Source organism: Enterococcus plantarum, assembly GCF_001730295.1.
GTDB lineage: Bacteria > Bacillota > Bacilli > Lactobacillales > Enterococcaceae > Enterococcus_L > Enterococcus_L plantarum.
Window position 1 is genome coordinate 36,395 of sequence record NZ_MIKA01000011.1, and the last position, 13,297, is coordinate 49,691.

Consider the following 13,297-nt stretch of genomic DNA (forward strand, 5'->3'; position numbering starts at 1 on the left):
GCTCAAAATAGGTTTAGCCTTTGAACTATTCATTGTACCTGATTTAGAACATTCGTCAACTCGTTTGGCTGACAAAAAATAGAGCTGAAAGGCAACTCCATCATCCTTTCAACTATATGTCACTTCTTAAAGTTGCTTCATAACCGTCCTCTATAATAGCTTGCCTTGTTGTCTCACCTAAACAATAGAGTTTAGGCATTTCTTTTAATTCAGTCGTTCTAAAAACAGATAAAAATCGCTGCCACAACGACGGACTTGCTAGATAAGCTGCCTTTAGTTTTGTCGTCAGTAAACACTCCTGTAGCAATCGTTGATTTTCTTTTGGAAAATAATTATCGTAAAGAATTGGTGTAAACAATTGATGCCCACTAACTATTAATTTTTTCTCTCCACTGTTATCTGCTAAATTGCTTTTGGGATAAAAAATTCTAGTTGGAACTACATAATTGGCTGTCCAAGCTTCAACTAAATTCTTTTTTGTCGGAGAGGTGGCCTGAAATGCTGGCTTTATATCACTGGCTAAAAGAACTTGTGCAGTCTTTTCACCAATTACAGCGAATTTTTTCATTTGAAGAGTACTTTTGCTTATTTGTTGCAAAAAAAAGACAGCTGCATGTTGGCTTGTTAAAAAAATCCATTCGCTTTGTTTTACCATTGATTCGAATGACGGTCCTACTTCTCGTTTTTCCAATCGAATCAATGGGATTTCAACTGTCTCAAATCCTTTTTGCTGAAAATAGAAACGATCTTCTTTATTATCTTCTATCAAACGGGTTAAAAGGATATTATTCATATTGATTCCCGATCCATTTCATTTAATAATTCTTCGGCTATTTGCTTTCCAACACCTGCTAAATCTTGCACAACGGTACTTTTAGTAAACGATTGTTCTAACTCTTTATCTCCTAAAAATCCCGAAAAACGATAGCCATTTTGTTCTTGGACCGCAAAAGCTCCGATAGGAATATCGCAGTTTCCGTTTAACATCGCCAAAAAATCACGCTCTTCCATGACCAAGCTTCTAGTTAACGAATCATCGATTAGGCTTAAAAAGTCCTTCATCGCGTGGTCTTGACCGCGACATTCCACAGCTAAAGCTCCTTGTCCGACGGCTGGAATACATTGTTCACAGGTTAAAAAAAGATAGGGATGTGTTGGTTCCGCAAACCAATCCAATCGTTTTAAACCAGCTACAGCCAACACAATACCATCTAAACCTTGCTCTTCCATCCGTTTTAAACGAGTTCCCACATTTCCTCGAATCGATTCTACTTGAAGGTCTTCCCGTAGATTTTTCATTTGAAATTCTCGTCGTAGACTACTCGTTCCAATTCTAGCGCCCTTTGGCAACTCGTCTAAAGAGGTTTTTTCTCTAAAAATCAGACAGTCAGCTGGATCACTTCTTTCTGGAATTGCGGCTAATGTCAATCCATCTGCGACTTTTGCTGGCATATCTTTTAAACTATGGACCGCAAAATCGATTGACCCTTTCAATAAAGCCTGCTCAACTTCATTGATAAATAATCCTTTTCCACCAATCTTAGATAAGCTGACTGAAAGCATTTGATCTCCTTTAGTGGTCATCGGTACAATCTCAACCGGAAAATCTCCATGTACTTTTTTTAATAAATTTAGAACAATCGTTGTTTGTTTCATCGCTAAAGGACTATTTCTGGTGCCGACACGGACGGTTTTCATTTCATTTACTTCCTTTTTCTTTTCTCATCTTTTCGTCATACTAAATTTTATTTTTTTGACAACTGGCCTGTGCCAACCTTATATGCTAAAAAATACAGACCTGCTACAAAAAAGCCGCCACCAAGGATATTTCCCAGATAGACACTAACCATATTTTGTCCAAAAGCTGCCCACGTATTGCCACCTAATAAAATCCCCATTGGAATCAAAAACATATTCGCTACAACGTGCTGAAATCCACAGATAACAAACCCCATAATTGGTAAGAAAATCCCCACGATTTTGCCAATAAAATCTTTGGCTGCAAAATTTAAATACACCGCTGTACTCACTAAAAAGTTACAAGCGATCCCTGAAAGAAAACCTTGTAAAAACGTATCTTTGGTTCTGCCTAGCGAAACTTGAATCGCACGTTCAGCAAAATCCCCTTGTAAAGCACCGCTTAAATAACCAAAAAAGTAGGCTACAAATAAAGAACCAATCAGATTGAAAATCGTCACGATCACAATATTTCTCAACCATTCTTTCCCACTGATTTTTCTAGCAAACAGCGCCATTGATACGACCATCATATTGCCAGTAACCAACTCTCCTCCGGCTAATAATAAACAAATCAATCCAAATGGAAAAACAGCTGCACCAATCACATTTACTAACGACCCCCATTCTTTGGGCATCGTTCCCATTGCCCGGATCATCGCAATTCCTGCAACAGCGATAAAAACACCTGCTAAAAAACCTAACACTGCTAAAGTCAAAAAACTAGCCCGCGCTTTTTGAACACCTTTTTCAATTGTAACATCAACTATTTCTGGTGGTTGAAGTGAACCCATAATATTTATCTCCTTTACTTTAAAAGCGTAGCGGGCCCGTTTAGATTCGACTAGAAAATAGGAAAAATTGACTGTGGCGCTTTTTGTCACATTCCATTTTTATCTTTTTCTCGAGAATCTAGCCCGCGAAGCTAGATAGATTTAAAAGCGTAGCAGGCTCGTTTAGATTCGACTAGAAAATAGGAAAAATTGACTGTGACGCTTTTTGTCACATTCCATTTTTATCTTTTTCTCGAGAATCTAGCCCATGAAGCTTACTTAATTTGTTCATTTAAAACAGACCATTGATCTTTGTACATTGTCATTAAATCTTGATCCAAATACACCATTTCATCAAAATAATGATCATTCAAATACTGTTTATGCACCTCATCAAACCGTAGGTCACGATTGTCACCCACTTGAATCCCATACACATCTGCTCCTTTTTGCGTATAAGTAAGAATCGTTTCAAAAGTGATTTTCTCAGTATCAAGCAACAAAATCTTATGCCCAAACAACGGCAATTGCTCATACCAATCCGCGCCATTCCGACAAGAAACGACATCACCCAAAATAATTAGGGAAGGGTTTTGGATTTTATTTGCTTCGATTACTTTAGTCATCGTTTGAACGGTTGCTGTGACTGTACGTTGACGACCTAAAGTTCCCCACTCAACGATTGCCACTGGTAATTGTGGCGCAACATGTTGCTCTAAAAGCTTTTGTTGTGTGCTCTTCACTTTTTCGACACCCATATATAAGCACATCGTCCCGTTTTCCGTCAGTCCTTTAAAATCAATTGTTTCACCTACTTGACGATGAGCCGTTGCAAGCGTTACTTTACTACTGTGCTCACGATGCGTTAAAGGGATGCCACTGTAACTACTAGCAGCAGAAGCAGCGGTAACCCCTGGAACGATTTCGTAGCTGATTCTTGCATTTTGAAGTGTGTTGATTTCTTCTCCTACACGACCAAAAACACCTGGATCACCGCCTTTTAACCTCACCACGATCTGATCTCGTTGTCCTTCTTCTAGCAATAATTGATTGATATTTCTTTGCTTTAATACATGATGTTTGGGATATTTTCCACTATAAATAAAACGCGCCGAATCTTTGGCAAGGTATAATAAAACTGGATGAACCAGCCGATCGTAAATGATTATATCTGCTGATTCCAGTACTCTTTTCCCTTTTAGTGTTAGTAATTCAGGATCGCCAGAACCTGCTCCAACAAAATAAACTTTTCCCATCGCTACACCATGACATAAACAAGGGTATCTTCGACAATCGTTTCATAGGCGCGAACACACCCTTCATCTGGCTCTTGGACTTGCCCATCATCCAAATTGATTTTATAGTCATGTAATGGACAAAATACATAGTCACCAGAAACGGTTCCTTCAGCTAACGGTCCTTGTTTATGGGGACAAACATTTTCAATTGCTTTAACACGATCATCGCTTAAACGAAATACAGCAATTTTCTGCTGTCCAACGATCACTTCTTTGCCCATTCTAGGTGCTAACTCTTCTAATTGCCCAACATAAATTTTTTCCATTTTTATACTCTCCCCACTGTGTATAGCTCTTGCTGTGTTTTATGATCTTCAACCACTTCGTCCCAAGGATTTCCACGACGTCCTGCAACTGCTTCCTCAAGTGCTTCTAGCAATTCTTGACGTTTTTCAGCATCTAACAATACTTCTTTTACAACCTCAAAGCCCATACGTTCTAGCCACGGAGCAGTTCGTTCTGCATAGATACCCGTTTCTCGGTAATATTGCAGCATAGCTCCACAAATATCGATCACTTCTTGCTCTGTCTCCACAGTCGTTAGTAATACCGCTTCTTTGACTTCTGTTCCGCCATTTCCGCCAACATAAATTTGGAAGCCATTTTCCACGCCGATGATGCCAAAATCTTTCACGCCGCTTTCCACACAACTTCTCGGACAAGCAGAAACACCCATTTTGAATTTATGTGGTGTATCAATAAACTCATACCGTTGTTCTAGCTTGATTCCAAGTCCCATTGAATCTTGCGTACCAAAACGACAGAAATTCGCACCCACACAGGTTTTCACTGAACGAACCGCTTTTGCATAAGCACCTGCTGCTTTCATATCTAATTCTTCCCAGATTTTTGGCAAGTCTTCTTTTTTCACACCGTATAAGCCAATTCGTTGGCTACCGGTTACTTTGACCATCGGTACATCGTATTTTTCTGCCACTTTGGCAATCAACAGTAATTGCTGAGGGTTGGTTTTTCCACCACGCATTCTTGGAATCACCGAAAAAGTACCATCATTTTGGATGTTAGCATATAGCCGTTCGTTGACATAACGAGATTCTTTTTCATCCTCGTGTTCTTTAGGCCATGCAACATTTAAATAAAAATTGATTGCAGGTCGGCACTTTGGACAACCTTCTGGATTAATAAAATTCAGTTCACGATAAACTTCTTCAGAAGAAGTTAGTTCTTTTGCGTAGATTTGTGTCACGATTTGATCTCTCGTTAAATCTGTACATCCGCAAATTCCAGTTGGCGCTGAAATGACTTCGCCACCTAATGCATACCCTAAAACATCGCCAATCACTGATTTACATTTTCCACAAGAACCGCCTGCTTTGGTGTGTTTGGTCACATCTGCCACAGAGGTCAAGTCTTTTTCATTGATTGCGGTCATGATTGTCTGTTTATCGATGCCGTTACAGCCACAGATCACTTCATCATCTGGCCATTCACTCACATCCGCACTCGCTTCTTCACCTACCATATGCAAGAGAGAAACCGGTGTATAGTCTTCAATGCTTTCGTTTTTCTTTAGAATATTATAATAGCGATTGCCTTCACTTGTATCTCCATAAAGAACAACACCGACAATTTGATTGTCTCTCACAAAAATCTTTTTATACGTGTAATTGATTCCGTCAAATGCTTCAATACTGTTGATGCCTTCTGCTTCTCGAATAGTTCCGGCAGAATATAAATCACAACCAGAAACTTTTAGCGAAGTAAATGTAGTACTGCCTTGGTATGGTTTGGTTTCTTTGTCTGTCAACACATCAGCCAGCACTTTTCCTTGTTCGAATAACGGTGCAACCAAGCCGTAAACATTGCCATTATGTTCCGCACATTCACCTACTGCAAACACATCTGGACTATTGGTTTTCATAAAATCATCCACAACGATTCCACGATTTACTTCGATCGTTGTTGTTCTTGCTAGCGTTGTTTCTGAACGAATTCCGATCGACATTACGACGATGTCGGTTTCGATCGTTGTTCCGTCACTAAATGCTAATCCTGTAACACGAGTGTCCCCAAGAATTTTTTGAGTTGCTTTTTCCATTAAGAATTTTAATCCTTGTTTTTCTAAATCAGCTTGTAGCATTTTCCCTGCTTTTTCATCTAATTGCGTTTCCATCAGCCATTTTTCTAAATGAACGACTGTGACTTCCATTCCTTGATCTAGCAATCCTTTTGCCGCTTCCAAGCCCAGTAACCCACCGCCGATAACAACTGCTTTTTGGTATTTTTGAGCCGCTTCAAGCATATTTTCTGTGTCATCGATTGTTCTAAACCCAACAACTCCTGGCAATTTAGCCCCTTCAATAGGTAAAATAAAGGCTCTAGAACCTGTTGCCAAGATACATTTATCATAGGGTATTTCTTTACCAGATTGTGTGGTGATTTTTTTATTGTTTGTATCCATTTGAACAGCAGGATCATGATTGATTAATTCAATCTGATTTTCTTCATACCATTCGAGTGGATTGGTGATAATTTCTGAAACCGTCATTTTCTTTTGTAAGACATTGCTTAGCATGATTCGGTTGTAATTCGGGTATTGTTCTTCCCCGACGATCGTGATTTCATAGCGATCAGGATCACGGTCTAAGATTTCTTCAATCGTACGGACACCAGCCATTCCATTTCCAATTAAGACAAGCTTTTCTTTCATTTTATGTAAACTCTCCTTTTGTGATTTTTTGAGCAATATAATCGATGCGTTGTCTTTTTTAGAATAGCAAGAATGACAGACCTTGACTATTAGGGAATTACCTAATAACTCACGAGCATGTACTAAAAAAATACTTCGCCAAAAGAAGCGAAGTAGCTTGGTATCAAATAGATACTTATTTTTTTTCAAGAATATGCATCAACGCTTTTCTCAAATTCTTTGTGGACTCAGGATCTTTTCCATAAGAAGATAAGGCAATCATATGCTCTTCTTGTTCAATCGTACTCATATTATAAAAATCACTATTTTCTTTTTGGCTACAGTCATTGACCCATTGATGTTCAGAGGCATCGTTGACGATTTGATGATTGACTGCTTTAGAATCTGTGCACGCAAAAATTAGATGGGCTTCTTTGATCTGTTCAGCAGTGTATGTTGCTGTGATTAGCATGACATTTTCTAATTCATAAAATGCATCCAGAAATTCAGGTGCAACCAGGGTTACTTTTCCATTAGCGTTTAAAATCCTTTTTGTTTTTCGTAAAGCGATTTGCCCACCACCAATAATAACGATTTTCTTCCCTGTTAGTTCGAGCATTATTGGATACATGAGACTGCCTCTGTAACGATTTGTTCCAAGTCACTTAAAATTCGTGGATCGAACTCTAGCGTTCGCGTGATCGTAAATTCAGTTGTTGGGAACGCTTCGCTTAATTTATTTTTCATATTTGTTATCAAATGCCCATCGAATAAAAAGAAGGGCACAATCACTATTTTTAGTTGCTTCGATAATTGTTTTTTGATATCTGCTAGAAAATCTTCTTGCCCTTTTAGACTTGTTGGGATAATCGAAAATCCAACTTGTTGCTGAATGTCTTTTGCGATTTCAGTTAAAACGTTTTGTGGTTCAGTAGTTTGTTTGGTGCCATGGGCCACTACTATTCCCACTAACTCTTCATCTGGATAAGAAGCCGCTACTTCTTGGAATCGTTCCAGTAAAACTTGACGACTGCCTACCTTACTACCAAATGTTTCTGTTTGACTAAATTGAATAGTTGGATACTTGTTTTTTACTGGTTCAAGTTCAGCTGGAATATCCACTAAAGCATGTTTAGCAGCAAATAATAGTACTGGCACAACGATCACTTTGGTTACGCCGTTTTTGATCATGTTTTCAGCAATACTGGCAATCGTATCCGGGTGGTTTTCTAAAAATGCCGTTGCTTGATACAAACGTGGATCAAGTCTATTTTCCAGTTGTTGAATAAATGTCCTTGCAGCCTGATTTTTTTCGTTTTTTTGACTGCCATGAAATACATAAAGAATACCAATCATTTTTCTCACCTCATAAGTCGATTAATTGATGTTTCATACTATATTGCAATAATTCACTGAATGTTTCAACTTCTAATTTTTTCATCACATGGGATTTGTGAACTTCGACTGTTTTCACGGAAATAAATAATCGTTCCGCAATTTCTTTGTTGCTGTAGCCTAAAGAAACGAGCGGTAAAACTTCCCGTTCTCTTTTGGATAGACGTTGGTATTTTTCATCCTGTTCCTCATTATCCGCTTTTTTTAGCCAATGGTCTTTAGTATAAGAACCAAATAGTGGGTCGATTGAAATGTTTCCTTCCGCCACTTGTTTGATTGCCTCTAATAAAACAATATCTTGCGAACTTTTGAGAATATACCCTTTTGCACCGTATTCTAAAGCTGTGCGAACGTATTCTTCTTCATCATGCATACTCAAAATAATCGTCTTCACCTTTGGAAAATGTTCTTTGATCCGGCGTGTTGTTTGTAAGCCATTTTCACCTGGAGGCATCCTCATGTCCATTAAAACCACATCCACTGGATATTTTTCAAGAAGTAAAAATGCTTCGGTGCCATCCGCTGCATCTCCTACGACGGTGATCTCTTTTTGACTTTCTAGCAACAAACGCAGACCACTTCTAACGACTGCATGATCATCTGCTATTATAATGTTCATTGTACGACCTCCCCTTGGATAGGCAACCATAATGTCACTGTAGTTCCTTCTGCTTTTTCGGAATGAACGCTTAGGCGTCCGCCGATTGATTCTGCTCTTTCCTGCATATTTAAAAGACCCAAACCTTGGCTGTTCTCTTTTACTTTTTGAAAATCAAAGCCTTTGCCATGATCCCGAACGGTGAGTACCACATGACCGTTTTGCTCACTCAAGGTTATCCATAACTCCTCAACTGCAGCGTGCTTTACACTATTCATCACACTTTCTTGTACTACACGATAAGTGATTGTTTCTACACTGTCAGGAAATCGTTTATTTTCAATCATCGGAATAAAATGAAGCGCCATTCCAGTTGTTTCTGTCAAACGATGTAATAACGTTTCAACTGCTGGAATCAAGCCTAAATCATCTAAAGCTGTCGGTCTTAAATCAATAGCGAGTTGTTTTACTTCCCCGAGTAACGCAACAAAATCTTCATCGATTTTTTGTAATTTTGTGGACAAGACTTCTGATTGATCCTGCCATTTTAATTGTCTCGTTTCTAGCATCAGGCTATAAATACTTTGAGCTAAGCCATCATGTAGTTCTTGAGAAAGGGCGCGGCGCTCATTTTCGTGGGCTTGATTGACGTATTCGATCAATCGTTTGTTTTGGATCACTTGCTGCAGACGATCTTGGACTGCCAGACGACGAATACTTAACAATGAAGTATGCAGATCAATGACCGTATAACTGCCACTGAATTGTTCCTGTCGCCCTTTTAAATCCTCCAAAATCAAAGGAAATGCAGCTTGATCCCAATCAGCTTTTACTTCACAGTCTAAACATTTTTCCATCGTTGAATGCAGCATACAGCCTTCCCCTTTGGCTATATCCAAAACTTTTTCTAACGTAAACGGGTAGGTTTCGGCTAATTCAGATGCCGCTTTATTTTTTTTGATACATTTCGTGACTTCAATCAAAAACAATGCATCTTTTGCTTCTTCAAATACTTTTTTCATTATGCTCATTTTCATTTTTTCACCTATAAATAAACAGCGATTTCATCTGTTTTGCCTTGTGCAACTGCCAAAAAATCATCATTAATAATTGTTGTTTTTCGATACCCTATTAACAAAACACCTTTTACCTCACCACGTTTTAGCGCTGGAAAAGCTGCAATGGTCTCTAATTTTTCCATCCGAGTAATGGGTAGTTCAACTAATTTCCCTGGTTGTTTTTGTAGATTTGTCGCTTGGTATGCTCTGCCCGTTCGCCAAACGATGCCACCAATTCCCTTCCCAACTTGTAGCCGAATTCGTTGATACTGTTGATTGGTGTTGCCAGATACATACTTCCAGCGGATCATACGTACTTTTGTCATTTCATTGAGTGTAGATAGCGCTAAAGCGATAAAATCAACTTGGAGTTCCTCTTTTAGTTGATCGATTCTTTGTTGAATTTGATCCGTCATTTGACTACTCCTATTCCCTAATTTTTGATAAAAAGCTTGTTTTTTACGAATGATTCTCTTATTCTTAAGCCAACATCATCTTATTTTTAGAAGGATTTTTTATGAAAACGACAACTACTTTTAGTCCCAAACGTTTGGTCATGATCATTACTATGACTGTTTTTTCATTTTCAAGTATGACGACTGCCTTTTTCTTAATGGGTATCAAAGCTTTTCCTTATTTTATTGGCGCGGCTTTATTCTACTTTATTCCCTACGCTATTATTATAGCAGAATTTACAGGGGTTTATAAAAATCATATTGGCGGATTATACCAATGGCTCGCGGGTCATCTCTCTGAAAAAATTGCTTTTATCGCTGCTTTTTTATGGTATTGCAGTTATTTTATTTGGATGATCAGTCTGTTTATGAAAGTTTGGATTCCCTTATCCATTTTACTTTTTGGTGAAGATTTAACAAAAAAAAGCACCTCTATACCAAATATATCGACGTCTATTCTCATTGGTCTTTTCGCTATCTTTGCTGTTGCTGTGATGTTGTTTTTTGTCAGCAGAGGATTTAAAGGCATTGCTTCTACGTTATATTTCAGCGGGATCTTGATGACTATTTTGATTGTTACTAGCCTTGGCGGTAATTTGTTGTTATGGCTCACCAATCGGTCGGATATTTTACCAAATCTTACTGCTAGTTTTAAAGGAATTGAAATAGATTCTTCCTCTGAACAAACATTGGTCAGACAGTTATCTTTTCTGATTTTTGCCATTACCGCTTTTGGCGGTTTAGATACGATTGCAAGTTTAGTTGATAAAACAGGAAAACAAAAGAAACAGTTTCCTAAATTATTGATCTATAGTAGTTTGTTCGTTGTTGCTTGTTATTTTTTAGGTATCCTTTTATGGAGCGGTGGAACGGATCTAACTAGTTTAAAAGCCAATCATACGATTCATTTAGGAAATTTAATGTATGAATTAATGGAGAATTTGGGGTATGCTTGTGGTCAAGCTCTTTCATTGTCTTCTGCTCAGTCTCAACTTCTAGCTCAACTATTTACTCGATTTACAGCTTTAACCTTATTACTCTCTTATATCAGTTTACTATCGACTATTTTTTATTTGCCGATTCGAACTCTTGTAGAGGGAACGCCAAACCATTACTGGCATCCTCGTTTAAGACAAACGAATAAATACGATATGCCGATTTATGCTTTACTAATTCAAGGTATTCTAATCAGTTTATTTATCTTAGGCATTAGCTTGGGTAGTCAATATGTTGTCTTTTTGTATAATCAATTGACTTTGATGACCAACATTTCACGAGCCATTCCTTATTTATTAGTAGCACTCGCCTATCCAGCATTTAAGAAAAAACAATTAATAGATGATCCAACATCCATTTTGGTTCAATCCCCTCTCGTAGCAACGCTTATTAGCAGTAGTGTTATTTTTAGCATTGCCTTAGCGATCGGCTTTCAACTTTACCACCCTCTTTCCGAAGGGAATCTACTGCAAAGTTTCACGTTATTGATTGGGCCTTTACTATTTGCATTGATTGCTTATTTATTGTATCAACGCTTTCATAAGCGAAAAGAATTGACTCGAAACAGTTGGGAGAATTAGTTTCCCCTCACTGTTTTATTTTTTTGATTTAAAAATAGTCATCACAAGCGAAATAAAAAGGTTTCCTGTACAATATAACTTGAATACATGTTTATTTCTTCTTTATACACTGAAGAGACAATAATCTTTGCGCAGGAGGGATCTTTTTGTTTGATTTAGAAAAAGTGCAGTCGTTAAATGAGCTTGAAATGCTTGTTTATCAATATATATTAGAACATATGGACAATGTTCCGATGTTAACGATTCGTCAACTTTCTACAAATTGTCACGTGTCTACCTCAACGATTTTACGGTTTTGTTCGAAAATGGGATTTGATGGGTTTTCAGAATTAAAATATGCTATCAAAAAAGAAAAACAACAGGAACATTCCTTTGAACAATACTATGATGCTACGGTTCATGTTGATTCTTTTTTAAAACGCCTGAATCAACAAACCTTTTACGAAACATTAAAACCCGCAATCACGATGATCGCCTCTGCTCGCCATACCGTTTTTTCTGGTATCGGGACAAGCGGTATTTTAGGAAATTATGGTAGCCGCTATTTTGCTAACATGGGTATTAATGCTTATAGTATTGATGATCCTTTTACACCGATTCCACAAAGAGGCTTTGAAAATACAGTAGCAATCATTCTCTCTGTTTCAGGAGAAACCACCGAAATCATCAAACAATCAACTGATTTTAAACGTTCTGGGGCTAAAATTCTAAGCATTACTAATGATGAGCATTCAACGATTGCTCGTTTAGCTGATTACAACATTTCTTATTACATGCCTGATGAACGATCCATTTATACTGATCCATATATCAACATCACGACGCAAATTCCTGTTATTGCCTTGATTGAACTCCTGGCCCATCAAGCAGGTAAAGAATTTGCAGAAAAAGCGAGTCAAAAGTAGAACCGACCAGACTATCCTATTTAATGCTGATCGTGATACCAAAATTTTGAAAAAATGCTGAAGTGTTGCTATGGTTTTTGAGATGAGATTTCACCTATCAAACACCAAACAAAGTCAAGCAATGCTAGGATATCTGGCCTATTAAAAAAGAGGAGTGTGACTATTCATGTCATTTACCATCGACTATTTGAATACAGAAGTGATCACTGGAAAACAGTATAAATTTGCTATTCCTAAAACACCAGAAGACTTTATTGAAGTGAATAACCAGAAATTAGAGATTCTCCCAACTGATAAAAAAAATGTCAGAGCAATCATTATCAATGACCCTGATGAACGCAATGGCACATACAACTATTTTATCGAAGCGAATGAAGGAAATCGTACCTTTACGCTTGAATCTGGCGATTATGCTGTCTTCACAGGAACTTGGGACACTTTAGCAGATATCGATAACTTTATTGGTGCTAGTTATGGCGAACTGTATCAATCCCCCGAATATGGAATCGGTGGCACACATGCTATTCAATTACTTGATTTTGACCCTAAAAAAATCATCTTAAAATTACCAGCGATTCGTAAATAAATGTCCAGGATCTCAATCTGAATAAACGCGTAAAAAAGTTAGGTTCCTCAATAATTCCCTAAAAACCCCACAATGCATAAACCGCATTGTGGGGTTTTTTAGGCCAATTATTTGAACCTAAATGCCTTCGGTCACCACTGCATCTTTTTGATGATTTTGTTTTTTTACATGGTACATGTTTCTGAACATGCTTTACCTATTTTAAATAGGAAGGATTTCTTTTATAGTAGGAATGTAAACGTATTCAGTAGATTCAAATTAGAGC

Annotated in this window: 14 protein-coding genes; 3 read left to right on the plus strand and 11 right to left on the minus strand. The window is 37.8% G+C overall.

Features of this window, described 5'->3' with window-relative positions; translation table 11 throughout:
• Positions 1-112: 112 nt before the first annotated feature.
• From BCR22_RS05375 to BCR22_RS05425, 11 genes are all read right to left on the minus strand, one after another.
• Positions 113-793 carry a uroporphyrinogen-III synthase gene (locus tag BCR22_RS05375; protein WP_069653958.1) on the minus strand — a complete coding sequence of 227 codons (681 nt, stop codon included), beginning with the start codon at positions 791-793 and terminating at the stop codon, positions 113-115.
• A complete protein-coding gene (gene hemC, locus BCR22_RS05380; RefSeq protein WP_069653959.1) occupies positions 790-1,698 on the minus strand; it encodes a hydroxymethylbilane synthase in 909 nt (302 codons plus the stop codon). Before hemC ends, BCR22_RS05375 begins: the two co-directional genes overlap by 4 nt.
• A 47-nt stretch (positions 1,699-1,745) precedes the next feature.
• A complete protein-coding gene (locus tag BCR22_RS05385) occupies positions 1,746-2,531 on the minus strand; it encodes a formate/nitrite transporter family protein (protein ID WP_069653960.1) in 786 nt (261 codons plus the stop codon).
• 254 nt (positions 2,532-2,785) lie between these two features.
• The gene (gene cobA / locus BCR22_RS05390) at positions 2,786-3,766 is read right to left on the minus strand and encodes a uroporphyrinogen-III C-methyltransferase (RefSeq protein WP_069653961.1); all 981 of its coding nucleotides are present in this window, start codon (positions 3,764-3,766) and stop codon (positions 2,786-2,788) included.
• Between the two features lie 2 nt (positions 3,767-3,768).
• Positions 3,769-4,074: a nitrite reductase small subunit NirD gene (nirD, locus tag BCR22_RS05395; RefSeq protein ID WP_069653962.1), complete on the minus strand. Its 306-nt coding sequence runs from the start codon at positions 4,072-4,074 to the stop codon at positions 3,769-3,771.
• 2 nt (positions 4,075-4,076) lie between these two features.
• On the minus strand, positions 4,077-6,479 hold the full coding sequence (gene nirB / locus BCR22_RS05400) for a nitrite reductase large subunit NirB (RefSeq protein WP_069653963.1): 2,403 nt from the start codon (positions 6,477-6,479) through the stop codon (positions 4,077-4,079).
• Between the two features lie 175 nt (positions 6,480-6,654).
• On the minus strand, positions 6,655-7,089 hold the full coding sequence (locus tag BCR22_RS05405) for a precorrin-2 dehydrogenase/sirohydrochlorin ferrochelatase family protein (RefSeq protein WP_069653964.1): 435 nt from the start codon (positions 7,087-7,089) through the stop codon (positions 6,655-6,657).
• Entirely contained in the window at positions 7,077-7,814 is a 738-nt protein-coding gene (locus BCR22_RS05410) for a sirohydrochlorin chelatase (protein WP_069653965.1), read from the minus strand. The genes BCR22_RS05405 and BCR22_RS05410 overlap by 13 nt, the downstream gene beginning before the upstream one ends.
• Before the next feature lie 10 nt (positions 7,815-7,824).
• The gene (locus BCR22_RS05415; RefSeq protein ID WP_069653966.1) at positions 7,825-8,472 is read right to left on the minus strand and encodes a response regulator transcription factor; all 648 of its coding nucleotides are present in this window, start codon (positions 8,470-8,472) and stop codon (positions 7,825-7,827) included.
• Positions 8,469-9,482, minus strand: a complete 1,014-nt coding sequence (locus tag BCR22_RS05420; protein WP_240485857.1) for a sensor histidine kinase — start codon at positions 9,480-9,482, stop codon at positions 8,469-8,471. The genes BCR22_RS05415 and BCR22_RS05420 overlap by 4 nt, the downstream gene beginning before the upstream one ends.
• A gap of 14 nt (positions 9,483-9,496) precedes the next feature.
• Positions 9,497-9,925 (minus strand): GAF domain-containing protein, encoded by a 429-nt coding sequence (locus tag BCR22_RS05425; RefSeq protein WP_069653968.1) that lies wholly within the window; start codon positions 9,923-9,925, stop codon positions 9,497-9,499.
• A gap of 101 nt (positions 9,926-10,026) precedes the next feature.
• Between BCR22_RS05425 and BCR22_RS05430 the strand changes: the two genes are divergently transcribed.
• From BCR22_RS05430 to BCR22_RS05440, 3 genes are all read left to right on the plus strand, one after another.
• The gene (locus BCR22_RS05430; protein ID WP_069653969.1) at positions 10,027-11,541 is read left to right on the plus strand and encodes an amino acid permease; all 1,515 of its coding nucleotides are present in this window, start codon (positions 10,027-10,029) and stop codon (positions 11,539-11,541) included.
• A gap of 146 nt (positions 11,542-11,687) precedes the next feature.
• Positions 11,688-12,446: a MurR/RpiR family transcriptional regulator gene (locus tag BCR22_RS05435; protein WP_069653970.1), complete on the plus strand. Its 759-nt coding sequence runs from the start codon at positions 11,688-11,690 to the stop codon at positions 12,444-12,446.
• Between the two features lie 166 nt (positions 12,447-12,612).
• A complete protein-coding gene (locus tag BCR22_RS05440; RefSeq protein WP_069653971.1) occupies positions 12,613-13,032 on the plus strand; it encodes an effector binding domain-containing protein in 420 nt (139 codons plus the stop codon).
• The last annotated feature ends 265 nt before the right edge of the window (positions 13,033-13,297 follow it).

Excerpts from the sequence above, each read along its gene's own strand:
- BCR22_RS05375 (WP_069653958.1), bottom strand. The coding sequence starts at position 793 with ATGAATAATATCCTTTTAACCCGTTTGATAGAAGATAATAAAGAAGAT.
- hemC (WP_069653959.1), bottom strand. The coding sequence starts at position 1,698 with ATGAAAACCGTCCGTGTCGGCACCAGAAATAGTCCTTTAGCGATGAAA.
- BCR22_RS05385 (WP_069653960.1), bottom strand. The coding sequence starts at position 2,531 with ATGGGTTCACTTCAACCACCAGAAATAGTTGATGTTACAATTGAAAAA.
- cobA (WP_069653961.1), bottom strand. The coding sequence starts at position 3,766 with ATGGGAAAAGTTTATTTTGTTGGAGCAGGTTCTGGCGATCCTGAATTA.
- nirD (WP_069653962.1), bottom strand. The coding sequence starts at position 4,074 with ATGGAAAAAATTTATGTTGGGCAATTAGAAGAGTTAGCACCTAGAATG.
- nirB (WP_069653963.1), bottom strand. The coding sequence starts at position 6,479 with ATGAAAGAAAAGCTTGTCTTAATTGGAAATGGAATGGCTGGTGTCCGT.
- BCR22_RS05405 (WP_069653964.1), bottom strand. The coding sequence starts at position 7,089 with ATGTATCCAATAATGCTCGAACTAACAGGGAAGAAAATCGTTATTATT.
- BCR22_RS05410 (WP_069653965.1), bottom strand. The coding sequence starts at position 7,814 with ATGATTGGTATTCTTTATGTATTTCATGGCAGTCAAAAAAACGAAAAA.
- BCR22_RS05415 (WP_069653966.1), bottom strand. The coding sequence starts at position 8,472 with ATGAACATTATAATAGCAGATGATCATGCAGTCGTTAGAAGTGGTCTG.
- BCR22_RS05420 (WP_240485857.1), bottom strand. The coding sequence starts at position 9,482 with ATGAGCATAATGAAAAAAGTATTTGAAGAAGCAAAAGATGCATTGTTT.
- BCR22_RS05425 (WP_069653968.1), bottom strand. The coding sequence starts at position 9,925 with ATGACGGATCAAATTCAACAAAGAATCGATCAACTAAAAGAGGAACTC.
- BCR22_RS05430 (WP_069653969.1), top strand. The coding sequence starts at position 10,027 with ATGAAAACGACAACTACTTTTAGTCCCAAACGTTTGGTCATGATCATT.
- BCR22_RS05440 (WP_069653971.1), top strand. The coding sequence starts at position 12,613 with ATGTCATTTACCATCGACTATTTGAATACAGAAGTGATCACTGGAAAA.